Below are 20,355 nucleotides of genomic sequence, written 5' to 3'. Positions count from 1 at the left end.
CCATCGCTCAAGCCGAGCGGCGCGCTCCGACGCCGACTAACCGGCGGAGAGATGATCGCGCACTCGGCGGCGGGTGCGGGCAACCATGGGTGGAACCGCGAGAACATCCGACTCGCGCCGCGCAGAGCCGAGCAGCAGATCTCTCGATAGGTGGGTGTTCGACCCCGGCGGTGGCAGATCGCGGCACACGTTCGGGAGATGGTGGTGATGCTGGGTGACGCCATGCCAGATGGCTGGAAGTAGGTACGGTCCGACTGGTTGGGGCGAGAGGCGCGATGCCATGGCCGTAAGCCCGATCCCGATCAGGGGTGTCACCGGTCGGGGTGCTCGAGCCGATTGAAATTGCTCGGCGTCCCATCAGGCCGCTGTTCCTGGTAGCGAAAATGCAACCGCCGCGCGTCGAACGTGGCGAACCATTCATCCCAGTCCACAGTGCGCAGCACCGCCCCACCGTACCCGGGGAAATCGAAGCGCAGCACACCGAGCCGCCCGTTGTACTCACTGCCGGGCAAGGTCGCGGGGCGGGCTCCGCGTTGCTCCGCCCAGCGCCGGATCACCTCATGACTCGTCGTCGTGCGGGTGTCGTTCATGCGGTCCGCCCGCTGTGCGGGGGGAGGGATTTCCGTTGCGTGTCTCGGCGACCTCGAACTGCCCGACCTGGGGTTTCGGGTGCCTGGTCGTCGCTGGTCGTTCATGACGAACTCCTCGAGCCGTTGGCATCGTTTGTCCGGCTTTCCTTCACGTACCCCACGCCACCGACGCGCAAACCGTCCGGGTTCACCGTCCGCCGAACGTCGTTGTCGATTCGGCTCCACTGAGGGCCGGCTGATTCGGATGGGAGTGCACGGGTACCCCCCGACGGCGAGGGCGACTGTCCGAGGTTCGGTTGGCCTGCTGCCCGTTATAGCCGATCACCTCGGTTATCGGCGCGCCGCTTCGGTGTCGCGTCGAGACATCGCAGAGCGAGGAGGAGATCAGCATGACCCGCCCGGTCCCACCGAATCCGAGCCCGATCCCGCCGGAACCGATACCCGACCCGATACCGCCGAGCCCCACCCCCGAGCCACTCCCCGATCCGGAACCGCGGCCGGTCCCGCCGACTCCGGAGCCGGAGCCCCCGCCACGCCCAACACCGGCACCAGGGCGGCCGCGGCCACCGATACCGGATCCCGGACAGCCGTTCCCGACCCCGCAGCCGCCGGGGCCGACACCGGATCCTGCGCCACCGGATCCCATGTGACCGCCGCGACTTCATCGGCCATGTCCAAGCCGAGGCGCGGCTGGCGAGCCGCGGCGAGGCGGAAGGCGCGACCCGCGCCACCCTGGAGACGCTCGCGGAGCGAATCCCGGAGCATCTGGCCGACAAGTTGGCCTCCCAGCTGCCCCAGGAACTTTCCGAGCATCTGCGCCGCGTCGCGGCGTCGCGCGAAAATGAGGCAGGCGACCGATTCGATAGCGAGGAATTCCTCGTCCGGGTCGCCCGGCACGCGCACACCACCGAGCCGAAGGCCGCGGAAGAGGCCAAGGCGGTGCTGACCGTACTCGACGAGGCGACTACCGGCGATCTGACAGGCAAGACGCGTGCTGCCTTGCCGCAGGACATCCGCCAACTTCTGGGAATCGGGTGATATCGATGGCCGAGTTTCGGCAGATCATCGAACGGGACGGACCGTTCGCTTCGATATGCTTCGACAGTTCGCACGACACCGAGGATTCGGCGCACCAGCTCGAGCTTCGCTGGCGTTCGATCGACGCCGAACTGGACGGCGCCGGCGCGAGCCCGCGGATCAGGGAGCTGCTGGAGCAGGCGATCGCCGATCGGCCTGCGACCGAGGGCAAATGCGGCAGGCTGCTGATTGCCGACGGAAACGAGGTACTCGCCGATCAGCGATTGCCGAACCCGCCGGACACAGAGGTCGTACGGGTATCGCCGCTGCCCTATCTGCTGCCGCTGATCGAGTGGGAAGCACAGCGGGTACCGCATGTGGTCGCGGTAGTGGACCGGGTCGGCTCGGAGCTGTATTCCCTCGATGAGCACGGCGCCGAACTAGCGAAAAGCCTTCGCGGTGTGGATCACCCGGTGCACAAAGTCCGCCACGGAGGCTGGTCGCATCGCACGCTCCATAAGCGTGTCGAGGAGACGACGCGGCGGAATATCCACGAGTTCGCCGCGGAGGTGACCAGGCTGGCCGATACCGTGCATGCGCAGATCATCGTCCTCGCCGGAGAGGTCGAGGCACGGTCTAGCTTGCATGCGGCGATCGAGCCGCACGGCCGGGACATCGTCGAAGCCGAATCCGGGTCGCGCGCGCCCGGTTCGGATCCGGTGGCCCTGGACGCGGAGGTCCACGAAATCCTCGACCGCGTGGCGGACGACCGGCGTGCGAGCGTGCTCGCCCGGTTCGCCGCCGAACTGGGGCGAGCCGGCGGCCTTGCGGTGGAAGGCCCTCCGCGATCGACTAGTGGTGACCGGGCCGAGACCGAATGAGTTGATCGGCCCGGCCACCGACGAGTCCGCACCGACGGTACGGCGGGCCGACGAGGCGCTACCCGTGGCCGCGTTGGCCACCGGCGCCGAGGTCACTCCGGTCGACGAGGCGGCCGCCCCGGCCGACGGGGTCGGCGCGCTGCTACGACATCGATAACGACAGCCCCGAGGAGGAGTCATGCAACGAGGCAACAGCAAGCACGGACCGGTCCGCGACGAACAACTCGCGCACGAATTGGAAGGCACCCTGCGTGGCAACCGATCGAGCCGAGCCGAGGAATGGCGGGAACCGGAACCGCCCGCCGACGACGACGCAGACACGCCCGATCGCGTCGAACGGCCCTGACTGGCGGTCAGTCCCGCAACGCCTGTTCGCGCAGCTGGTTCAACGTTCTGGAAAGAATGCGCGAGACGTGCATCTGGGAGACGCCGAGGCGGTCCGCGATCTGGGTTTGCGTCATTGATTCGAAGAACCGCATCACCAGGACTTGCCGCTCACGGTCGGGCAGCTCCTCGATCAGCGGCCGGACCGCAAGGTAGTCCTCCACCACGTGGTAGGACGTTTCCTCGGCGCCGAGGCTTTCCAGCAGCGGCAACGACACGTTCTCGATGTCGTCACCCGCGACTGCGTCGATGGACGAGGACTGGTAGGCGTTACCTGCGATGAGGGCCTGGGTTACTTCGACCAGGTCCACATCCAACGCTGCGGCGATCTCCCTGGCTCGCGGCATACGACCGAGGCGTTGGGACAGTGTCTCCACTGTGACGCCGATGGTCAGCTGGATCTCCTTGACGCGGCGAGGCACGCGCACCGCCCAGGTGTTGTCGCGAAAATGCCGACGCACCTCACCCATGATGGTCGGCACCGCGAAAGACAGGAAAGACGATCCGCGGGTGACGTCGAACCGGTCCGCCGCCTGCACGAGACCGAGGCGTGCGACCTGCAACAGATCATCGAAGTTCTCGCCGCGGCCGGAGAATTTCCGAGCGATGTGGTCCGCCAGCGGCAGGCATCGGCTGATCAACTCCGATCGCAGGGTATCTCGGCGGGGGTCATCGGGCTCCAGTGCGGCGATCTTCTCGAACAGGGGCTCTATGTTGTCGTAGCTGTCGCCGCGCGATCTCGATTCAGCGGTCATCCGCGACACCTCGAACCCAACTGAAGTCCACGATTGTCGGGTATCCGCCGAGCATCCCGTCGTAAGGGCTTTGCGCAGCGGCGATCGAATCAGTCAGGGTCCGGACGATGTGCCAGCCGAAGCCGCCTCCGTTGACCGCCGATGACGAGACGGCGACCGAGGAGACGTGGACGAACATCTGATTGGTGTCATAGGTGAAGTTGCAATCGATGGCCGACTCCGAGACGGCATCCAGGATGAGAGACGTCGCTACCTCGTCCAGCGCCAGCCGGATGTCGGTCACCTCATCGAGCGCGAAATCCGCGATGAGCGCGACGGTTTCGGCCAGGGCGCGCAGCATGGTCAGCTGCTCCAACCGGGCAGGCACTCGTACGCCGATCGTCGTCGTTTCGGTCGAGGATCGGGAAGTCCACTCGCCCATGCCCATCACCACCTCGTTCTCGCAGCCGACCGGAGACGGTCGGGTACCGCTCCCCGCGTTCCCGACCACACGAGCCCAGCGCTCGCGGCAATCGGAATACAAGAGGCCGCGACTTCCTCAAACCGTGGCGTACCCGTCGCATGATGCTCGAAACGGCTACGCTTCGAGCCACCGAAGTCAACCGTTTCGAACGCGCTCGTGTGCGGTGAGCAGTAGATGGTCGAAACGGGTGCGCAAACCGCTCGCGGAATCCGCCAGCGATGCCAGATCGGCGACCAACCGCTCCGCCAGCGCGCGCAGTTTGACGTTGGTTTCCTGCGAACGCCAACTGAGCACGCGGAACGCCTGCTCGGGACCGATGCCGTATACCAGCATGAGCGCACCTTTGGCCTGCTCGATCACCGCTCGCGTGGCGTACAGCTCCGGGAGCGCGTCATCGAGGGCTTCCTGCCGGTGCTCTTCGAGCGTGTCGGTGACGTCGATGTAGTACCCGGAAGTGCCGACCACCTGGTCGTGCTCATCATTCATAGTGTCGGCCACCACGATCACATGGTGGACTCGCCCGCCCGTGTCGATGATCCGGTGGCGGCTGGAGAACGGCTCGGTGTTCTCGATCGACTTCTCCAGCGCGCTCGCGACCTGTGCCCGGTCTTCGGGATGCTTGTGGGTCAGCAGAAGGTCCGTGGTCGGCGTGATACTTCCCGGCGGATAGCCGTGCATTTCCGCTACTTCGTCGGACCATTCCCAGCGGCGATCAGCGAACCAGAACCGGAAGGCACCAACGTTCTGCGGCGTGCCGAACCCGATCACCTGGCTCAGCACCAGGCTGTCCTCCGGCGGTAGCGACCCACTTTCAGTCATATCGCCAGTATCCTTTGTGGCCACACGCCACGCGAGCACACTACGCCACGCCACCCGGCGGGGTGCCTCTCCTGTGGAACCGCTCAGCCGTGCAAAGCGGCCCGCATCGAGGCATACCGGTGAAACAGCCCGCGGACCTCGGTGACCTCGAGGGCACGCTCGATCACCTGGCGTCCGGCCACGATACGGAGGTCAGGGCCACCACGGGCGTCTCGGTTTTGTTTGACCGCGCCCAGCGTCGCCGCGACCCGCAGGCTGAGGAATCGCGCCGCGCGCAAATCGACGACGATCGCGTGGCAGTCCGACTCGGCGGCACGATCGAGCGCCTGGAAGAACTCGGAGAAGGCCGCGGCGTCGAGTTCCCCTTCGACTCGGACCACGACGCATTCCCGGCGGCGGTCCACGTGCTGCGCCCACAATCGGGCCTTCCCGCGGGGTTTGGGCCCCGAGCCGTTCCGATGTACTCCGTCGGCGTGCTCCCGGAGCAAAGAAATGGCGGACATAACAGAACCTCCCGTACAAGGGGGGATTTCCAGCCCTACGCGGCGGGGGCGGCGGTCAGCGGATGGATGTCGCAACAAGGTTGTCGCTACTTCCGCCGATCGGCGGGCCCGGGGTTCGTGCTCTCCGCGTCGAACCGGGGTCGGCTGTAGTCTCAACCTGCCTCTCAGTCTGTCATGGTCCGGCACTGCTGTCATAGGTTCAGGCGGGAACTGCTGCTGTGGAGCGGCGCCATATCCGGTGACTCGCGATCGCGTCGGCGAAAGCGTCGATGAAAGTCGCCTCCACTTTTCCACCTGATGTCGGGGTCACGACGACGCCATTGGAGGTGGCGAGGTCCGAGTCCGGCGGCATGTCGGCGGCGATGCCTGCCACACGCAGCACCAAGCTGCCTGCGCCGAACGCCGCGATCGGCTTCGCGTGCTTGAACGCCTCCAGAAGAAAGTGCACGGCGGTGCCGTTGCGTGAAATAGTCTCCGCCGCGCTCGGGCCGCCCGCGACGACCACCGCGTCATAGAGCACCGACGCGGTGGTGGCGACGGACCGGTCGACCGTGAACACTTCGCTGTCGTCGTTGCGCACTGCGCCGCCGTGCAACCCCAGGACCTCTACCACCGCGCCCCGCTCGGTGAGTGCCGCGCCGACAGCGCGCACACCCGCCGCGTCGGCGCCGTCGGCGACCAGCACGGCGACCTTCCGGGTGGCGATGGTGTCCATGGTCGTGTTGCTCTGCGACAGCGCCGGGGAGGTCATGGTCGGTTCGATCTTCTCCGTCTTCGCCGGCGCGGACATGCCCAACTCGACCGCGACCCGCACGGCCAATTCCGGGTCCACGTGGGACAAGTGATCGAGCACCTGGCTGCGTATGTCGGGTACCGCGACCTTGCCCAGTTCGAAAGCGAACGCTTCGACGATGTGCTCGGCCTCGGTCGGCGACATGCTGCGCCAGAACATGCGCGGCTGACGGTAGTACTCCTGGAAACTGTCGGCGCGCCGCCGCATCTTCTGGCCGCTCACGTGCTGGGTGTAGTGCTGGAACACCTCCGAAGACGCCAACGCGGGACAGCCGCCGCCGAGCGAGTTCTTTGTGTAGCTTGCTCTGCCCTGTGGGATCGCGTGCTGGCCGAATCCGTCCTGCTGATGGTTGCGGTCGTCGGCGACCGGGCGATTGATCGGCAACTGCGCGAAGTTGGGTCCGCCGAGCCGGATCAGCTGGGTGTCCAGGTAGGAGAAGTTGCGCATCTGCAGCAGCGGATCATTGGTGAAGTCGATACCGGGTACGATATTCGCGGTATGGAACGCCACCTGTTCGGTTTCGGCGAAGAAGTTGTCGGGGTTGCGGTTCAGCACCATGACGCCGACCGGACGGACCGGTACCAGCTCCTCGGGAATGATCTTGGTGGAGTCGAGCAGGTCGAAGTCGAAGTCGAACTCGTTCTCCTCGGGTATCAACTGCACACCGAGTTCCCACTCCGGGAACTGTCCCGCCTCGATGGTCTCCCACAGATCGCGCCGATTGAAATCGGGGTCCCTGCCCGCGATCTGCTGACACTCGTCCCACAGCAGCGAGTGCACGCCCAGCCTCGGCGTCCAGTGGAATTTGACGAAGGTGCCCCTGCCCTCGTCACCGACGAATCGGAACGTGTGCACGCCGAACCCTTGCATCATCCGATAGCTGCGCGGCAACGCCCGGTCCGACATCAGCCACATGATCGCGTGCAGCGACTCCGGCTGCAACGCCACGAAATCCCATAGCGTGTCGTGCGCCGAGGAAGCTTGCGGAATTTCGTTGTGCGGCTCGGGCTTCACCGCGTGCACGAAGTCAGGGAACTTGATGCCGTCCTGAATGAAGAAGACCGGGAAGTTGTTCCCGACTAGATCGTAATTCCCCTGCGCCGTATAAAACTTCGTCGCGAACCCACGCACGTCGCGCACCGTATCCGCGGAGCCGCGGGAGCCGGCCACCGTTGAGAATCGAACAAACACGGGAGTTCGAATGTCCGGGCTGGTCAGGAACTTCGCCGCCGTCACATCAGCCAGCGAATCGTCGTACGGCTGGAAGTACCCGTAGGCACCCGCACCTCTCGCGTGCACCACTCGCTCAGGTATGCGCTCATGGTCGAAATGGGTGATCTTCTCTCTGGCGTGAAAATCCTCGAGTAGCGTCGGGCCACGTTGACCCACCCCAAGCGCGTTGTCTGTGCTGTCCACCCGCACACCCTGCTGCGTAGTCAGATAGCCCTGCTCGCGGTCGACTCGGCATTCGGCAAGCTGGCGCTGCTTGGCGTCGGCATCGGAATCGGAATCAGCGCGACCGTTCGTTGCCTTGCCCACCATTGCTCCTTCCTGCTTTCCACACGCGTACGCGCGGAAGAAATCGGTCTTGTTGTCGACTGCCCGCATACAGCCGTGACAAACAACCGCGTCGTCCGCGGCTGCCCGACCGCTCATCTTTTCCGATCGGCCGGACCGGACCGGGAACGTGGCGGCTGGCCGCCGCGCATTGTTTCGGTCGGCACCGCGAGGGCATATCCGGCACAAATCGGATCCACACATTCCCACCTGGCCGAGTGGCAACGCGCACTGTCGGCGTGCCGCTGGCCGCTACGGCTGGGATCGGATCGCAATGGAAACATTGACCGCCTACCACCACGCCGCACCATCGCGCACGGGTGATGTCTTCTCGTCGGAATCGGCAATGTCGTGACCACCGGAGTCGCCTCCGGTCGCGGCCACCGCCGAGTAGCAGGCAGAAGGCACAGTTCTGACCATCGAGCGGGGGCAAGCCGGAGAACGGATTGGGAATAGCCGTCCGGGCTACCGATTGAGAGCGGGTGATCGAAGTGGACTTGCGCGGCACGGTTGACATCGTCTGCGGCGCTGCCCGCGGTGCGAGCGGTGAGGCGTGTCAGCGGTCCACCCGCATGCTGGTCCTGCGCCACCGCCACGGCGCGACCAGCCAAATCGCAAGGAAAAGCGCTGCGACGACGGCGCCGGCGAACACCCCTTCGGCGGTCCCCGCGACCACAGCGACGACCAGAACCACCGCACCGGTGAGCGCGAGGCCGAGCAACGCGACACCGGCGAGCGCGCAACGGTGTGCCGCCGCCACCACGCTATCCAAACGGTGGCGCCGGAAGAGGATTCGATGCCAGGAGACCGGGGCCACCAAGAACACCGTCGCGCCGATCGCTGCACCGACAGTGGCGAGGTAGAGCAAGCGCAGCGGCTGGGAGAGTTCGCCGAAGGGGGCCTGGAACGGCAGAATCAGCAGCGCACCGACGAGGAACTGCACCCCGGTCTGTACAACCCGCAGTTCCTGCACCAGATCGCTCCAGTTGCGATCGAGCCGCTCTACCTCGGTTTCCCGGCGCGCCTGCCGATACCAGTCGTCATCCTCACTCGCGCGGTCGTCACTTTCGCGCACCGGCGGTCTCCCGGCGATTGCGCTTCTCGATCGCCGAGACGAGTTCGTCCTTGGTCATCTTCCACCGGCCGGTGATTTTCAGCTGGCTCGCGACGTCGAGGAGATGTTTCTTGGTCGCGTTGGCGTTCACTCCCTCGGCTGTCTCGCCCTTCGCGTTCGGCCCGCCGCTCTCGGCCCGCTCATCGGAGGGTCCACGCTGGGCTTTGGGTTCCCAATGGTCGCCGACCTTTTCGTAGCTGTGCTTCAGCGCGCTGTAGGCCACACGGTGTGCCCGTTCTTCGCTGCCGTATTCCTTCAACGCGGAATCGTGTGCCTTGGCGAAGGTCCGCTGCGCCTTGTCTCCCGACCGCTGCAGTGTGCTCGGCAACTCGGACTTCTTTGCGTCACCACGTGCGGTTGTCTTGGGCATTTCCGGCGCTCCTTCCTTGTCGAATCGACATACGGGCGGTCGCCGATCAGCCCGTGGCGGTCCGCCTCGTACGTAGTCGCGTACCCGGTCAGCGCACGATTAACCCAGCATTCCCCGGGTACCACCGCAGCATGGCAGCGACGATCGACCAACTGCTGCACGCACTGACTCGCGCGGTGAACGCGCTGTCCGGCGCCGGTATCAAGTTCGCGGTGGCGGGTGGATGCGCGATTTACGCGCGGGGCGGCCCGGTCAGCCATCACGATGTGGATATCTTCGTCAAACCGGAGGACGTATCACAGGCCGTGCACACATTGGCGCGCAGCGGATTGCGGGTGTGCGATCCGCCAGAGGATTGGCTGCGCAAGGTCTACGACGGCGATGTACTGATCGACGTGATCTTCCGGCCGAACAACCGGGAAGTGACCGACGATTTGCTCGACCGCGCCAGCATGATGCGGATCGGGCCCGCAGCGGCGCCGGTGATCAGCGGCACCGATCTCATGGTGGACAAGATGCTGGTCTTCGATGCGCACCGGCTCGACCTCAGCCCGCTGCTGCACACTGCCCGTGACGTCCGCGAACAGGTGGACTGGGCAGCAGTGCGCGAGCAGACCGCCGCGTCACCCTACGCCAGGGCGTTTCTCGGTCTGCTCGACGACCTCGGCATCACCGATACGCGGAGGAAGGCGGACTGAATGGAGCAGCCCCAGTACCTCGTTGCCCATCTGCGCAGGGCTCTCGCCGAAGATCCGCGGACCGCGGAACTCGGCGTGCACGTGACGATACGCGGCGACGTGGTCGTGCTCGGCGGCGAAGTGAGCAGCGAGCGCGTCAAACAGCAACTGGAAACAATAGTGCGCGAACAGCTTCCGCAAGTGCGGATCCACAACGACGTTCACGTCACCCACCTCGCCGCGCCCGCTGACATCGAAGATCTCGGAAGGGGCTGAACGGAAATGCGAATCGCGGCAGTCGGCGATGTCCACCTCGGTGCGGAATCACGCGGTCAATACCGGGCTGCGATGGTGGAGCTGCCCGAGCGTGCGGACATCCTTCTGCTGGCAGGCGACTTGACCAGGCACGGCACACTGGAGGAAGCCGAGGTCGTGGCGGCGGAGTTCAGCGGTATCGGTGTCCCGGTCGTCGCGGTGCTCGGCAACCACGACCACCACAGTGACGTCGAGCAAGACATCGTGAACCTGCTGACCGACCACGGCATCACGGTGCTGGAGGGAACGGCGGCGCGCTTCGATATCGACGGACACAGTCTGGGCGTCGCAGGTACCAAGGGCTTCGGCGGTGGGTTCGCCGGAAAATGCGCCAGCGTTTTCGGCGAGCGCCTGATGCGCGAGTTCGCCGCGCATACTGTGGAACTCGCAGGATCGCTGAGCAGCGCCCTGGCCGAATCGGGCGCCGACGTCACGATCGCGCTGACGCACTACTCCCCCGTCAGTGACACCTTGCACGGTGAACCGCGGGAGATATACCCATTCCTCGGCTCCTACCTGCTCGGTGAGGCTATCGACGCGACCGGCGCCGATCTCGCACTGCACGGCCATGCGCACGCCGGCGCCGAACGGGGCACCACCCCGGGCGGCATCCGGGTGCGCAACGTGGCCCAACCGGTGATCCGTTCGGCGTACGCGGTTTACGAACTGCATCCGGACGGGGCCTGATCGGCGCAGCGGGATCAGAAGTCGGTCGAGACCGCCTCAACCGTGCTACCCGCCTCGGCGTTGCCCAGCGATGTCGCGACGTCGGCCTGCGCGATGATGCCTACCAGACGGTGGTTCTCCAGGACCGGTACGCGCCGTACCTGATGCTGCGACATGACCGACATGACTTTGCGGACGTCGTCGGTCGCGTCCACGGTCACCGGCACGCCTTCGGCGAGTTCACCCGCGTCCACCCCGAGCGGGTCTTTACGTTCCGCGACCACCTTCAGCACGATATCGCGGTCGGTCAGCATGCCTTTCAGCCGATCGTCCTCGCCGCAGATCGGCAGCGCCCCCACGTTCAACTCCGCCATCCGTTGCGCCGCGGTGACGACCGAGTCGCTGGAGCGCACACATTGGACGTCCGCGGACATGATCTCTCGTGCGATTGTCATCAGAGTTCCTCCTCCTCGTGACGGAATGAGTGCGCCGGCCGTCCGGCCACTCGTTGTCCGCGTACCCGGGTCCAGCACATGTACACGTTCGCCTGCCCCCGGGTTTCGGACGTGGTGGCGCGGGCACTCGGCAGATATGGAAGCTCCGACGACTCATTCGAACGGGGCAACGAGATCTCTGAACGTCCTCGTCTGGCATGTGCACGGCTTCTGGATGACCTCGTTCGTACAGGGGCGCCACCGATATCTGTTGCCGTATGACGCCGAACTCGGTGATTGGGCACGGGGCCGCCGCGGTCGCGACTGGCCCGGCAATGCCATCGAGATCGCACCAGCCGACCTCGCCGACGAAGACATCGATGTCGTTGTCCTGCAACGTCCGCACGAACTGGACCTGGTTTCGGAATGGCTGCGCCGGTCCCCCGGCTCCGACCTTCCCGCGATCTACGTCGAGCACGACACGCCACCCGAGCACGCGGCGCTCACGCGGCATGTCCTGGCCGACCGCACCGATATCCAGCTCGTGCACGTCACGCACTTCAATCGGCTGATGTGGGACAACGGGCGGTGCCCGACCACGGTCATCCCGCACGGCGTGCTCGATCCAGGGCATCTCTACACCGGAGAACTCCCGCGAGCCGCCACAATCATCAACGAGCCGGTGCGGCGCTGGCGGATCACCGGCACTGATCTGCTCGATCCGCTGTCCGACGCCGCACCGATCGACGTCTACGGGATGGGCACCGAGGGGCTACACAGGGCACTTCGGGTCGATCCTCAACGGGTGTGCGGTGTCGGCGACTTCACGCAGGATCGCTTACACGTCGAGTTGGCCCGCCGGCGGGTCTTCGTGCACGTTCCACGCTGGACATCCCTGGGCATGTCGGTGATCGAGGCGATGTACCTCGGGATGCCGATCGTGGCGCTCGGCACCACCGAGGCCTCGGCATCCATCCCGGCAGAGGCAGGTGTCGTGTCCACCGAGCCGGGCATCCTCGCCGAGGCGATCCGTCAGTTCCTGCACGAACCGATGTTCGCCCAGCTGACGGGAAAGGCCGCCCGGCATTGGGCGCAGGCCAACTTCGGCATCGACGAGTTCGTCGCGAGGTGGGACCGCCTGCTGACCTACATCGCCGACGGACAGGGCGGATAAGTAAGCAGTCCTGGTGGCCGGACTGGACAGCGGCCGCCACCGAACGGCTCCTGCGGACACCGGTTGGTCCGCTTCGAACGGGGTATCCGGTCGAACACCCCGTTCGAAGTCAGGACGAAAGGACATCCTCATGCTTCCCGGACCCGATGAACCCACTCAGCGATACGACCCTGCCGGGCATGGCCTGCCCCGGGAGCACAGCTTCCCGGACCACGCGAGAACCGCCCGGAGTCATGCGGGCGAAGCCATCGAAGACGCTCGGAATTGGCCCGGGATGATCCTCGTCGGGGTCGGCGTCGTCACCGTCGCGCTCACCTTGACCGCCGCGGGCTACGGCTTCGAAGGCTGGGCCGTCATCGGAGGCATCGTCGCCGCGGTGTGTCTGCTCACCGGCGTATTCCTGATCATCGCCGAGCATCGAAAAGTCAAGGCGCGCGAAGGACGTGCGCTGACCGATCCAGGCGGCCACTGATTCGGCGCGGTCGAGCGGGGTATGCCAAATCGTGACGCTGTGCGTTACCAGCGGTTTCGATTCGGAGGAGACGACATGACACACCATCGCTACCGTGCGACGCGGGCCTTGCTGATCGCCGGTGTGCTAGTGACGGGCCCGGTCCTGGTCGGGTGCGCGGATGACAAGGACGTCGATTCCCCGCCCACCTCCCCGACCGATGCCACGGTTTCGATCACGATGCCTACGCCGAGTTCGTCGCAGGTGCCCAACACCGACGAGATCACCCCCGAGGCCGCGAAACAGTTGTGCGACATGATCCGTCCGGAAATCGACCGCTGGCGCGGCCAAGGACCCACGGTCGGCAAGGTGAGTTTCAACGGCACCGTACACAATTGGGCCGCCCGCAACGGAGGCCTGAACGACACGGTCGTTCGAGATCGCTCAGTCGTCGACGCCATCACCACCCAGAACTGCCCGGATGTGCGACAGCAGGCGCTCGAGGCGCTCGACATCCCGGATCTAGCCTCGGGCCTCGCGGGGTTCGGCCGATGAGAGCGGCACATGCCATAGCGGCTTGCCTGGTCACGACTGCTGCCGTGGTCGGTTGCGGTGACGAGGCGAAGAAGGCGGTGAATCGCGGCGGCGACACAAAATGCAGCGAGTTCGTCGCCCAGGACGCGGACAAACAGCGCATTACGGTCACGAAATTCTTGGAGCAGGAACGCAGTGGCAACGCGCCGCCGAGCGAGGATCGCACCATCGACGCCGCGGTAGCGGCGATCGAACTGATGTGCTCAGCGCAGGCCAATCCGGACACGCCGATCCGCAAGGCTGACCTCTCGGGTGTCCTCGTGCCCAAATAGCTGGTCGCGCCGCGGCCCGGCACTGGAGGCGGCGCGCGTTGATCCGGCCCCCGGCCTCCGGCCCAATGCCGCCGAGATGCCAGCCACTTCCGACCGGCAGTGGAACACGTGGAACAGTAAGGCAAAAATATGACGAGTACAACGACGCGCCACCACCAGAACGTCGTCGATTTATTGCTCGTGCAGCACAGCAGAATGCGCGAATTAGTCGATGAGATGCTGTCCGCATCGGACAGCGAACTTCGGGAACCGCTAGAGGAGTTGGCGCGCTTGCTGGCTGTACACGAGGCTACCGAAGCCGCACTCCTACACACCGCAGCGCGCTCTGGGTAATTCGGTACTCCGGGCAATTCATTGGCGGCCGGTCGGAATAAAAAGGGTTGTCCGACTAAAGCCTGACAACCCCTCCGTCACCGCCGACGTGGACTACTGTCGTCCGCTCTGGTGGGCACGCTGACGCTTCTCATCGACCGCCGCCTCGGCGCGCTCCTTCTCGGCGGCCGCCTCCTTCTGAGCGGCTTCGCGCTGAGATCCGGCCTTGTCTTGCTGGGCCTCGCCCTCGTCCCGCAGATCGTCCTTTCCGAAGACCGTTCCGGCAACCTACTTGACCTTGCCCTTGACGCCTTCCACGGCGCCTTCGAGCCCTTCCCGGGGTCCGCTCTTGTGTTCGGCCACGATATCCACCTCCGAAATATCGGTTACCAGGGACATCGATCGCGTACCGGGGGTACACAGGCTCAATCAGGACCCCACGCTGTCGGGGTTCTGGATTGCGACCGCCGAATATGGGTCGGCACGGCGGGATGAGCAGAAGTACCTTCGGCGGGAACCGGCGTATACGCATATTTTGCCGAGTGCGTTTCAGCACGTCGGTACCGGCTATGCCGGACCCATGACGTCATTGTGGTTGCATGATGCCCAGGTGCCGGCGCGGTTGCGGCTGACGCCCGGATCGCGCTTCGACACCGTCGTGATCGGCGCCGGGCTCACCGGTCTGGTGACCGCGTTACTGCTCGCACAGAGTGGCATCCAGGTGGCGGTAGTCGAAGGGCGGCGCGTCGGCACGGGCACTACCGGCGCCACCACCGGAAAGATCAGCCTCCTCCAGGGAACTCGCGCACAGCAGATCGCGCGCCACCATGCCGACCGCACCGTCCGCGCCTACGTCGACGCCAATCGCGAAGGCCAGGAGTGGTTGCTGCGCTTCTGTGCTCAGCGTGGGGTGCCGGTGCAGCGGGCGTCGGCATTCACCTACGCGCAGACCGAGTCCGAAAAGGCCGCGGTGCGAACCGAATACGCCGCGACGCAAAAGGCGGGGCTGCCCACCGAAATGGTCGACGAACTCGACCTGCCCTTCCCCAGCCACGGCGCCGTACGGCTGCCGGACCAGGCGCAGGTCGACCCGATGAAACTGTTGGCCGCGCTGGCCGCCGAGGTCGAATCCCATGCCGCGCCGATCTACGAATCGACGCTGGCCCGGGCGGTGCACCACGACCGAGATGGTGACCTGGTGATTGCGACCGAGCATGGCGACCTGGCCGCGGGCATTGTCATCCTCGCTACGGGCACACCGATTCTGGACCGCGGCGGGTTCTTCGCGAGACTCACCCCGCAGCGCTCGTATCTGGCCGCTTTCCGCGTGAACGAACCCATTCCGCACGACATGTATATCAGCGCGGGACAACCCACCCGGTCGCTGCGCTACGCCCCGGAATCTGAGGGCGATCTGCTGCTGGTCGGCGGCAATGGCCACGTGGTCGGCCGCGGCGGCTCGACGCGCGCGAAGGCCGCCGACCTGGTGAGTTGGACGCAGACCTGGTTCCCCACCGCCGAACCGATCTACCAGTGGTCGGCCCAGGACTATGCGCCGGTCGGCGAGCTGCCCTACGCAGGACCCCTGCTGCCCGGTATGGAGCGCATCCTGGTGGCCACCGGCTATGCCAAGTGGGGCATGACCAACGGTGTCGCGGCCAGCATCGCTCTGGCCGGAAGGCTTACCGGCAAACCACCGCGCTGGTCCGGAGCGTTCGCCAGCTGGCGTCCGGACGAACTGAAAGCGCTCCCGGCCGCGGCCCGCGTGAATTCCGCAGTGGCCCGGCACCTTTCGACAGACTGGCTGCGGGTCGTTGTGAATGGCTCCAGCTACGGCGAGGTTCCGGCCGAAGGCGGCGGCTCTGTCGAACGACACGGACTGCGGCCCACCGCCACCTGCACGGTCGACGGCACTACCACCCGACTGTCCGCGGTGTGTCCGCACCTGTACGGCATCGTGCACTGGAACGACGCCGAGCGCACCTGGGACTGCCCGCTGCACGGCTCCCGGTTCGCGCCCGACGGCACGCTGCTGGAAGGTCCAGCCACCAAGCCTCTCACCGTCTTTCATGCCTCGGAGGATCCGCGCTGACCCAGCTGGCGGGCCCGACCCGTGAGGTTCAGCCTCGACGGCATGGAAGACCAGCCCTCTACGCCTCGACGGCCACTCCTCCTCTCCCCTGCCCGACCTCGGCGTTACCACCGACCACCGCGCGAGCCGGACGCCCCCGACGGCGACTGGCATGGGTCGAGCCCCGAGTTCGTCCTGAGGGGATCCGGCGTCGAGGCGGCGGCTTACGACCTTTCGGGTGCTGCGAGCGCGCTGGTTGCTGTGGCCGAGATTCTCCACGCCCAAGTTCGGAACCTTATAGAGCGTTTGGTGGCGGCAATATACCTGTCGGGAATGTCAGAGTCTGATACATGTCACTGGTAAATCGTGCCGCAGCTTGCCGATCTCGAGTAGTTCGTGGATCCATGTCGGCACGGTGATTCGGTGACGTGCGATTTCCCGAACGGTCGCGGCGGCGACGGCGGCGGTAGCCAGAGATTGTCCACGGCCGGCCGCCCACCGTATCGGCCCGTTGGCAGCTCGGGCGAGTACCACCCATCGGTCGCTGCCGGGCATTCGCTGTGGTGCGAGCGCTCGTAGCGCCGGCGCCCACGTGAGACCGGCCAGTCCGGCGGTGGCGAGACGGGAGTCCAGTCTCAGGTAGGTGCGGACCGGGACACCGAATTCGCGCGTGAGCCGGTGTTGATCGGCGAAGTCGACGCGCAGCGCCGGGAACGGCTTGCACCCAGCTTGTTCGGGAAGCTTGAAATATGCAGGCTTAGTGAAGTTGCGGATGCTGGTGCCGTCGGGGTCGGGGAAGTGCTCTCCCATCAGTCGGTAGGTCCAAGCCGTGGCGGCGGGGCCGTGGTGTTCGCCAGAGCCGAGGCAGATCATGATGTCGACCGGGCCGAGGTCGTTCGACAGCGTGTCAACGGCGAGCAGGGTTGTCAAGCCGGGCGCCAATCCGACTCCGAGTACTACCGGCCCCTCGACATGCTGTAATGCCTGCACGTATGCGGAGGTCGCGGAGATCTCGACGAACGGAATCCCGTGGTGGGCACACTCATCGGCAAGCCGGACATCTTCGGTGCCTGCGCAATTCACCACGACCGACACCTCGGCCAACGCGGTCCTGAAACTCTCCACGACGGTGACATCGACCACCCGGTCCGCACGTGCTGCATCGCGTCCGGCCGTCAGCGCCGGGATGCCGTCCGTGCGTAGCATTCGTACCAGGTGTGCGCCGACCGCTCCGTATCCGCCCAGCACCAGCACACTCATCGAGCGTCCTTCGGCCCGCGCGTTGCCATGGTGTTCCCGCGCGACAGTCCTGGCGGGAGCAACTGCAGGGTGAGAGCGTCGGTGGCCCAGGATTCCCACTCGGCACCAGTCCAGCCGCGTTGGTGAACGAGCAGCCCGTAGGTCTCCGGGGCGAGCACGGCGAGCGCGACGTCGGCGGCTCGGGCCCCGGTGATGCCCGCCCGCAGTGGCGTCTTGGCGGCGAGAGCCTCGGCGAGGTGTAGCTGGACCAGGTGACGCTGGGTGATATTGGTTTGCCAGAGCTCGGCGAGTTCAGGGTCGGTCGTGGCGGCCGACCGGATCACCTCGAGCAGCGGACTGACACGGGCGTAGATCGTTGCCGCCGCGGCGACTTGAAGCCGGATCTGCTCGGCGGGCGCAGCCGCCACCGCCGCCGCGAACCACGGACGGTCGATGGTGGCGACCGGTTCGGTGTCGCCGGCGATCTCGACGTCGAGTAGTTCGGACAGGATCGCGCGCTTGGTGGCGAAAGTGAAGTACAGCGTCTGCACTGCCATGCCCGCCTCATCGGCGATGGCCTTCATCGTGGTCGGCGTGTAGCCGCGGGTGGTGAATAGTTCCCGTGCGGCTGCCAGCATTTTGGCTCGGTTGGCCGTCGTCTTGGCCGCCCGCACACCGGTGCTTTTCCCTGTCATGCCTTAGATACTACTTGACTAGAGTAGTACTCTAGTCAATTCTGACTGTAGTGATGCTCTAGCGAGAGGATGTGCTCATGGCGAGCAGAGGTGTACTCGGGGCAAGAGACCGGCTGATCCTGCTGTTGATCACCGTCGTCCATCTCGTCGTTTTCCTGGACACGACCGTGCTGAACGTGGCGCTGCCCAGCATCGGCGCGGACCTCGGTCTAGACGAGGCGGGACTGGGTTGGGGGGCCAACGCCTATCTGCTGGCCTTCGGCGGATTTATGCTGCTCGGCGGGCGCGCCGCCGACCTGCTCGGTCCGCGCCGGGTGTTCGCGGGCGGCCTCGCGGCCTTCACGGTGACATCCGCGCTGGCCGGTTTCGCCACAATGCCGGCAGCCCTCATTGCCGCCCGGGCGTTGCAGGGCCTCGGCGCGGCCGTGGTGATCCCTGCTCAGCTGGCACTGCTCGCCACGACGTTCACCGAACCTGCCGTGCGCAACCGCGCCTTCGGCGTGTGGAGCGCCATGGGGGCGGCGGGCGCGGCCATCGGCACAGCGGTCGGTGGACCACTTACCGATCTGTTCGACTGGCCGTCGATCTTCCTGATCAACCTGCCTGTGGTGTGCTGGCACTGGCCCTTGTCCGGGTGCTGCCGCCGGATCCGGCACGGTCGAATCGTGCCGTCGGCCGGCTCGACGTGCCCGGCGCGATCACCGGCACCGCAGCGCTGCTGATCATCGGCTACGCCATCGGCGCACTCGGCGACGAGTCGACCCGCACCGTGGCGGGCGCCCTGATCGTGACCGGGCTCGCGCTGCTCGCCTGCTTCGTATTCGTCGTTCCAGCACAGCGCCGCGGTCTTCACCCTCATCTACGACCGCCTCCTGCGACATGTCGCGGGGGCTCGCGGACTGAGCGAGAACGAACGCCGCGCCCAACTCATACACTGGCGCACAGTGTCGGAACGCCTCGGCGTCGCCGATATCCCGCACACCTGGCAGGACATGGAAGAACTCCTCGAATCCTACGAGCACAGCACGGACTTCGCGTATTCGCAGGCCGGACGGCGCCTCGCGAACGCGCTCATCGATCAGTTCGCGACCCGCTGGTTCCCGCGGCCACTCCGCTGGTTCGGACGCTGGCTGGCCCTGACCTTCTCCGAAGAACACGTCATCAACACCCTTGGCATCACACGACCGCCGGCGGCGTTCAGTTACGCGGTGCGCCGCCTGGCCCGCCCAGCAGTGTTCGCCAAACGACACCTGCTGCCGGATCCGCGAAACGTATTCCGGCTCAGCGACATCATCACCGAGCACAAGAATTCCGCACTGGTCAAATCATCAGCTTCGAGATCTGCAACCGCACGGCGTGAACGATGAACCAGCGCTGGGTCCCTGCGCGATATTCGCGGACTGCCGAGTACCTGTTTCCGGCGTCGCAGGTGGCGGTCGCGGCATTGGGTCTGCGTCACGGTGATGTTCTGCTGGACAGCGCTACGGGTACGGGAAACGCTGCCGTGGTCGCCCTCGATCGTGGGGCACGAGTCATCGGTGTGGATTCCTCACCCGAGCAGATCGACGCGGCCCGTGAACGACTCCCGACCACGGATGCCGAGTTCGTCGTGGCCGATGCAGAAGACCTTCCGTTGCCGACAGCACATGTCGACGCCGGCGTGTCGGTGTTCGGGATCATCTTCGCGCACGATCGAGCACGTGCTCTCTCGGAGTTGGTGCGATGCGTGCGCCCCGGTGGACCGGTCGCGTTCACCACGCTCAGCGCAGAAGGGTGGCCGAACAGGGCACGGACGATACTGGCCGACGAACTGGATGCACCGCCGCCGTCTTTCCCGAGTCTGTGGAGCAACCCCGAAGCGGCCGAGCGAGCAGCGGCGAGTTCCGGGCTGGAAACGATCGAGGTCCGATCCCACGCGTTGCGGTTGCCGCTGGATGGGAAGCGAAGCCTCGCCGATCAGGTCACCGAGCGGATGGGTGGACTGGCGGCCATGCGAACGCGACTGGAGACGCTCAACCGGTGGCACCAGGCGAGCACCCGACTGGACGAATACCTTGATGCGTGCGCACACTCCGACACTCACGCCCCCGTGCTGGTCGATCCCTATCTCTTGGTGACAGGGCGCAAACCCTGAACGGAGCAGGGAAACGTTCAGCCGTACGTTGGACCCTCGTGGACGCGGGACCGGCGACCCGGGGAAGCCATGGCG

At 65.8% G+C, this 20,355-nt stretch carries 27 protein-coding genes and 1 pseudogene; 15 read left to right on the top strand and 13 right to left on the bottom strand.

Annotation, left to right across the window (positions count from 1 at the left end):
• Positions 1 to 311 precede the first annotated feature (311 nt).
• The gene (locus tag OH799_RS04635; RefSeq protein ID WP_357264828.1) at positions 312 to 590 is read right to left on the bottom strand and encodes a hypothetical protein; all 279 of its coding nucleotides are present in this window, start codon (positions 588 to 590) and stop codon (positions 312 to 314) included.
• A 384-nt stretch (positions 591 to 974) separates the two neighbouring features.
• Positions 975 to 1,355, bottom strand: coding sequence for a hypothetical protein (locus OH799_RS04630; protein ID WP_406276114.1), 381 nt, complete (start codon positions 1,353 to 1,355; stop codon positions 975 to 977).
• Here OH799_RS04630 and OH799_RS04625 point away from each other — a divergent pair.
• Genes OH799_RS04625 through OH799_RS04610 form a run of 4 tightly spaced genes read left to right on the top strand, consistent with a single transcriptional unit; the run spans position 1,254 to position 2,834 of the window.
• The gene (locus OH799_RS04625) at positions 1,254 to 1,628 is read left to right on the top strand and encodes a DUF2267 domain-containing protein (RefSeq protein ID WP_406281805.1); all 375 of its coding nucleotides are present in this window, start codon (positions 1,254 to 1,256) and stop codon (positions 1,626 to 1,628) included. The genes OH799_RS04630 and OH799_RS04625 overlap by 102 nt on opposite strands.
• A 5-nt stretch (positions 1,629 to 1,633) precedes the next feature.
• Positions 1,634 to 2,488: a Vms1/Ankzf1 family peptidyl-tRNA hydrolase gene (locus OH799_RS04620; protein ID WP_406276112.1), complete on the top strand. Its 855-nt coding sequence runs from the start codon at positions 1,634 to 1,636 to the stop codon at positions 2,486 to 2,488.
• Positions 2,466 to 2,645, top strand: a complete 180-nt coding sequence (locus tag OH799_RS04615; protein WP_406276110.1) for a hypothetical protein — start codon at positions 2,466 to 2,468, stop codon at positions 2,643 to 2,645. Before OH799_RS04620 ends, OH799_RS04615 begins: the two co-directional genes overlap by 23 nt.
• Before the next feature lie 21 nt (positions 2,646 to 2,666).
• Positions 2,667 to 2,834, top strand: coding sequence for a hypothetical protein (locus tag OH799_RS04610; protein ID WP_406276108.1), 168 nt, complete (start codon positions 2,667 to 2,669; stop codon positions 2,832 to 2,834).
• Positions 2,835 to 2,841: 7 nt separating this feature from the next.
• Here the strand turns inward: OH799_RS04610 and OH799_RS04605 are convergent, their stop codons facing one another.
• The 7 genes from OH799_RS04605 to OH799_RS04575 all read right to left on the bottom strand — a co-directional run bounded on the left by OH799_RS04605 (position 2,842) and on the right by OH799_RS04575 (position 9,246).
• Entirely contained in the window at positions 2,842 to 3,627 is a 786-nt protein-coding gene (locus OH799_RS04605; RefSeq protein ID WP_406276106.1) for a SigB/SigF/SigG family RNA polymerase sigma factor, read from the bottom strand.
• Positions 3,617 to 4,048, bottom strand: coding sequence for an anti-sigma factor (locus OH799_RS04600; protein ID WP_357264834.1), 432 nt, complete (start codon positions 4,046 to 4,048; stop codon positions 3,617 to 3,619). The genes OH799_RS04605 and OH799_RS04600 overlap by 11 nt, the downstream gene beginning before the upstream one ends.
• A gap of 177 nt (positions 4,049 to 4,225) precedes the next feature.
• Positions 4,226 to 4,909, bottom strand: coding sequence for a PAS and ANTAR domain-containing protein (locus tag OH799_RS04595; RefSeq protein WP_406276104.1), 684 nt, complete (start codon positions 4,907 to 4,909; stop codon positions 4,226 to 4,228).
• Positions 4,910 to 4,992: 83 nt separating this feature from the next.
• A complete protein-coding gene (locus tag OH799_RS04590; RefSeq protein ID WP_357264836.1) occupies positions 4,993 to 5,412 on the bottom strand; it encodes an STAS domain-containing protein in 420 nt (139 codons plus the stop codon).
• Between the two features lie 199 nt (positions 5,413 to 5,611).
• Positions 5,612 to 7,744 carry a catalase gene (locus OH799_RS04585; RefSeq protein ID WP_406276102.1) on the bottom strand — a complete coding sequence of 711 codons (2,133 nt, stop codon included), beginning with the start codon at positions 7,742 to 7,744 and terminating at the stop codon, positions 5,612 to 5,614.
• 574 nt (positions 7,745 to 8,318) lie between these two features.
• A complete protein-coding gene (locus OH799_RS04580) occupies positions 8,319 to 8,837 on the bottom strand; it encodes a DUF6328 family protein (protein ID WP_406276100.1) in 519 nt (172 codons plus the stop codon).
• Positions 8,824 to 9,246, bottom strand: coding sequence for a ChaB family protein (locus OH799_RS04575; protein ID WP_406276098.1), 423 nt, complete (start codon positions 9,244 to 9,246; stop codon positions 8,824 to 8,826). The genes OH799_RS04580 and OH799_RS04575 overlap by 14 nt, the downstream gene beginning before the upstream one ends.
• 98 nt (positions 9,247 to 9,344) lie before the next feature.
• Here OH799_RS04575 and OH799_RS04570 point away from each other — a divergent pair, with 98 nt between their 5' ends.
• From OH799_RS04570 to OH799_RS04560, 3 genes are read left to right on the top strand one after another with little or no spacing between them, the layout of a single operon-like run.
• A complete protein-coding gene (locus OH799_RS04570; RefSeq protein ID WP_406281803.1) occupies positions 9,345 to 9,944 on the top strand; it encodes a nucleotidyltransferase family protein in 600 nt (199 codons plus the stop codon).
• Positions 9,945 to 10,199: a BON domain-containing protein gene (locus OH799_RS04565; protein WP_406276096.1), complete on the top strand. Its 255-nt coding sequence runs from the start codon at positions 9,945 to 9,947 to the stop codon at positions 10,197 to 10,199.
• 6 nt (positions 10,200 to 10,205) lie between these two features.
• Positions 10,206 to 10,925, top strand: a complete 720-nt coding sequence (locus OH799_RS04560; protein ID WP_406276094.1) for a metallophosphoesterase — start codon at positions 10,206 to 10,208, stop codon at positions 10,923 to 10,925.
• 14 nt (positions 10,926 to 10,939) lie between these two features.
• Here the strand turns inward: OH799_RS04560 and OH799_RS04555 are convergent, their stop codons facing one another.
• A complete protein-coding gene (locus tag OH799_RS04555; RefSeq protein ID WP_406276092.1) occupies positions 10,940 to 11,359 on the bottom strand; it encodes a CBS domain-containing protein in 420 nt (139 codons plus the stop codon).
• A gap of 214 nt (positions 11,360 to 11,573) precedes the next feature.
• On the opposite strand from OH799_RS04555, the gene OH799_RS04550 reads away from it, so the two are divergent.
• The 4 genes from OH799_RS04550 (at position 11,574) to OH799_RS04535 (ending at position 13,829) form a co-directional block, all read left to right on the top strand.
• A complete protein-coding gene (locus OH799_RS04550) occupies positions 11,574 to 12,512 on the top strand; it encodes a glycosyltransferase (protein ID WP_406276090.1) in 939 nt (312 codons plus the stop codon).
• 130 nt (positions 12,513 to 12,642) lie between these two features.
• Positions 12,643 to 12,984, top strand: a complete 342-nt coding sequence (locus OH799_RS04545; protein ID WP_406276088.1) for a hypothetical protein — start codon at positions 12,643 to 12,645, stop codon at positions 12,982 to 12,984.
• Positions 12,985 to 13,059: 75 nt separating this feature from the next.
• Complete coding sequence (locus OH799_RS04540; RefSeq protein WP_406276086.1) at positions 13,060 to 13,518, top strand: hypothetical protein; 459 nt, start codon at positions 13,060 to 13,062, stop codon at positions 13,516 to 13,518.
• Positions 13,515 to 13,829: a hypothetical protein gene (locus OH799_RS04535; RefSeq protein WP_357264860.1), complete on the top strand. Its 315-nt coding sequence runs from the start codon at positions 13,515 to 13,517 to the stop codon at positions 13,827 to 13,829. The genes OH799_RS04540 and OH799_RS04535 overlap by 4 nt, the downstream gene beginning before the upstream one ends.
• Positions 13,830 to 14,255: 426 nt before the next feature.
• On the opposite strand, the pseudogene OH799_RS04530 reads toward OH799_RS04535, so the two are convergent.
• A pseudogene (locus OH799_RS04530) lies at positions 14,256 to 14,504 on the bottom strand (CsbD family protein).
• Positions 14,505 to 14,721: 217 nt separating this feature from the next.
• Between OH799_RS04530 and OH799_RS04525 the strand changes: the two are divergent.
• The gene (locus OH799_RS04525; protein WP_406276083.1) at positions 14,722 to 16,233 is read left to right on the top strand and encodes an FAD-dependent oxidoreductase; all 1,512 of its coding nucleotides are present in this window, start codon (positions 14,722 to 14,724) and stop codon (positions 16,231 to 16,233) included.
• A 315-nt stretch (positions 16,234 to 16,548) separates the two neighbouring features.
• Here OH799_RS04525 and OH799_RS04520 read toward each other — a convergent pair whose 3' ends face one another.
• Together OH799_RS04520 and OH799_RS04515 are read right to left on the bottom strand one after the other, a co-directional pair.
• A complete protein-coding gene (locus tag OH799_RS04520) occupies positions 16,549 to 17,472 on the bottom strand; it encodes an NAD-dependent epimerase/dehydratase family protein (RefSeq protein WP_406276081.1) in 924 nt (307 codons plus the stop codon).
• On the bottom strand, positions 17,469 to 18,146 hold the full coding sequence (locus OH799_RS04515; RefSeq protein ID WP_406276079.1) for a TetR/AcrR family transcriptional regulator: 678 nt from the start codon (positions 18,144 to 18,146) through the stop codon (positions 17,469 to 17,471). Before OH799_RS04515 ends, OH799_RS04520 begins: the two co-directional genes overlap by 4 nt.
• A 77-nt stretch (positions 18,147 to 18,223) precedes the next feature.
• On the opposite strand from OH799_RS04515, the gene OH799_RS04510 reads away from it, so the two are divergent.
• The 3 genes from OH799_RS04510 (at position 18,224) to OH799_RS04500 (ending at position 20,280) form a co-directional block, all read left to right on the top strand.
• Positions 18,224 to 18,868, top strand: a complete 645-nt coding sequence (locus OH799_RS04510; RefSeq protein ID WP_406276077.1) for an MFS transporter — start codon at positions 18,224 to 18,226, stop codon at positions 18,866 to 18,868.
• A 222-nt stretch (positions 18,869 to 19,090) separates the two neighbouring features.
• Complete coding sequence (locus OH799_RS04505; RefSeq protein WP_406276075.1) at positions 19,091 to 19,513, top strand: hypothetical protein; 423 nt, start codon at positions 19,091 to 19,093, stop codon at positions 19,511 to 19,513.
• Positions 19,510 to 20,280 carry a class I SAM-dependent methyltransferase gene (locus tag OH799_RS04500; RefSeq protein WP_406276073.1) on the top strand — a complete coding sequence of 257 codons (771 nt, stop codon included), beginning with the start codon at positions 19,510 to 19,512 and terminating at the stop codon, positions 20,278 to 20,280. Before OH799_RS04505 ends, OH799_RS04500 begins: the two co-directional genes overlap by 4 nt.
• Positions 20,281 to 20,355: the final 75 nt, after the last annotated feature.

This window comes from Nocardia sp. NBC_00881 (assembly GCF_045207455.1).
Classification (GTDB): domain Bacteria; phylum Actinomycetota; class Actinomycetes; order Mycobacteriales; family Mycobacteriaceae; genus Nocardia.
The sequence above is the reverse complement of the archived record's forward strand: the minus strand, read 5'-3'. Positions and strand labels throughout refer to the sequence as shown.

Bases quoted from the DNA above. Each gene is read 5' to 3' on its own strand.
- OH799_RS04635 (WP_357264828.1), bottom strand. From the start codon at position 590: ATGAACGACACCCGCACGACGACGAGTCATGAGGTGATCCGGCGCTGG.
- OH799_RS04630 (WP_406276114.1), bottom strand. From the start codon at position 1,355: ATGCTCCGGGATTCGCTCCGCGAGCGTCTCCAGGGTGGCGCGGGTCGC.
- OH799_RS04620 (WP_406276112.1), top strand. From the start codon at position 1,634: ATGGCCGAGTTTCGGCAGATCATCGAACGGGACGGACCGTTCGCTTCG.
- OH799_RS04610 (WP_406276108.1), top strand. From the start codon at position 2,667: ATGCAACGAGGCAACAGCAAGCACGGACCGGTCCGCGACGAACAACTC.
- OH799_RS04605 (WP_406276106.1), bottom strand. From the start codon at position 3,627: ATGACCGCTGAATCGAGATCGCGCGGCGACAGCTACGACAACATAGAG.
- OH799_RS04600 (WP_357264834.1), bottom strand. From the start codon at position 4,048: ATGGGCGAGTGGACTTCCCGATCCTCGACCGAAACGACGACGATCGGC.
- OH799_RS04595 (WP_406276104.1), bottom strand. From the start codon at position 4,909: ATGACTGAAAGTGGGTCGCTACCGCCGGAGGACAGCCTGGTGCTGAGC.
- OH799_RS04590 (WP_357264836.1), bottom strand. From the start codon at position 5,412: ATGTCCGCCATTTCTTTGCTCCGGGAGCACGCCGACGGAGTACATCGG.
- OH799_RS04575 (WP_406276098.1), bottom strand. From the start codon at position 9,246: ATGCCCAAGACAACCGCACGTGGTGACGCAAAGAAGTCCGAGTTGCCG.
- OH799_RS04565 (WP_406276096.1), top strand. From the start codon at position 9,945: ATGGAGCAGCCCCAGTACCTCGTTGCCCATCTGCGCAGGGCTCTCGCC.
- OH799_RS04560 (WP_406276094.1), top strand. From the start codon at position 10,206: ATGCGAATCGCGGCAGTCGGCGATGTCCACCTCGGTGCGGAATCACGC.
- OH799_RS04555 (WP_406276092.1), bottom strand. From the start codon at position 11,359: ATGACAATCGCACGAGAGATCATGTCCGCGGACGTCCAATGTGTGCGC.
- OH799_RS04550 (WP_406276090.1), top strand. From the start codon at position 11,574: ATGACCTCGTTCGTACAGGGGCGCCACCGATATCTGTTGCCGTATGAC.
- OH799_RS04545 (WP_406276088.1), top strand. From the start codon at position 12,643: ATGCTTCCCGGACCCGATGAACCCACTCAGCGATACGACCCTGCCGGG.
- OH799_RS04540 (WP_406276086.1), top strand. From the start codon at position 13,060: ATGACACACCATCGCTACCGTGCGACGCGGGCCTTGCTGATCGCCGGT.
- OH799_RS04535 (WP_357264860.1), top strand. From the start codon at position 13,515: ATGAGAGCGGCACATGCCATAGCGGCTTGCCTGGTCACGACTGCTGCC.
- OH799_RS04525 (WP_406276083.1), top strand. From the start codon at position 14,722: ATGACGTCATTGTGGTTGCATGATGCCCAGGTGCCGGCGCGGTTGCGG.
- OH799_RS04520 (WP_406276081.1), bottom strand. From the start codon at position 17,472: ATGAGTGTGCTGGTGCTGGGCGGATACGGAGCGGTCGGCGCACACCTG.
- OH799_RS04515 (WP_406276079.1), bottom strand. From the start codon at position 18,146: ATGACAGGGAAAAGCACCGGTGTGCGGGCGGCCAAGACGACGGCCAAC.
- OH799_RS04510 (WP_406276077.1), top strand. From the start codon at position 18,224: ATGGCGAGCAGAGGTGTACTCGGGGCAAGAGACCGGCTGATCCTGCTG.
- OH799_RS04500 (WP_406276073.1), top strand. From the start codon at position 19,510: ATGAACCAGCGCTGGGTCCCTGCGCGATATTCGCGGACTGCCGAGTAC.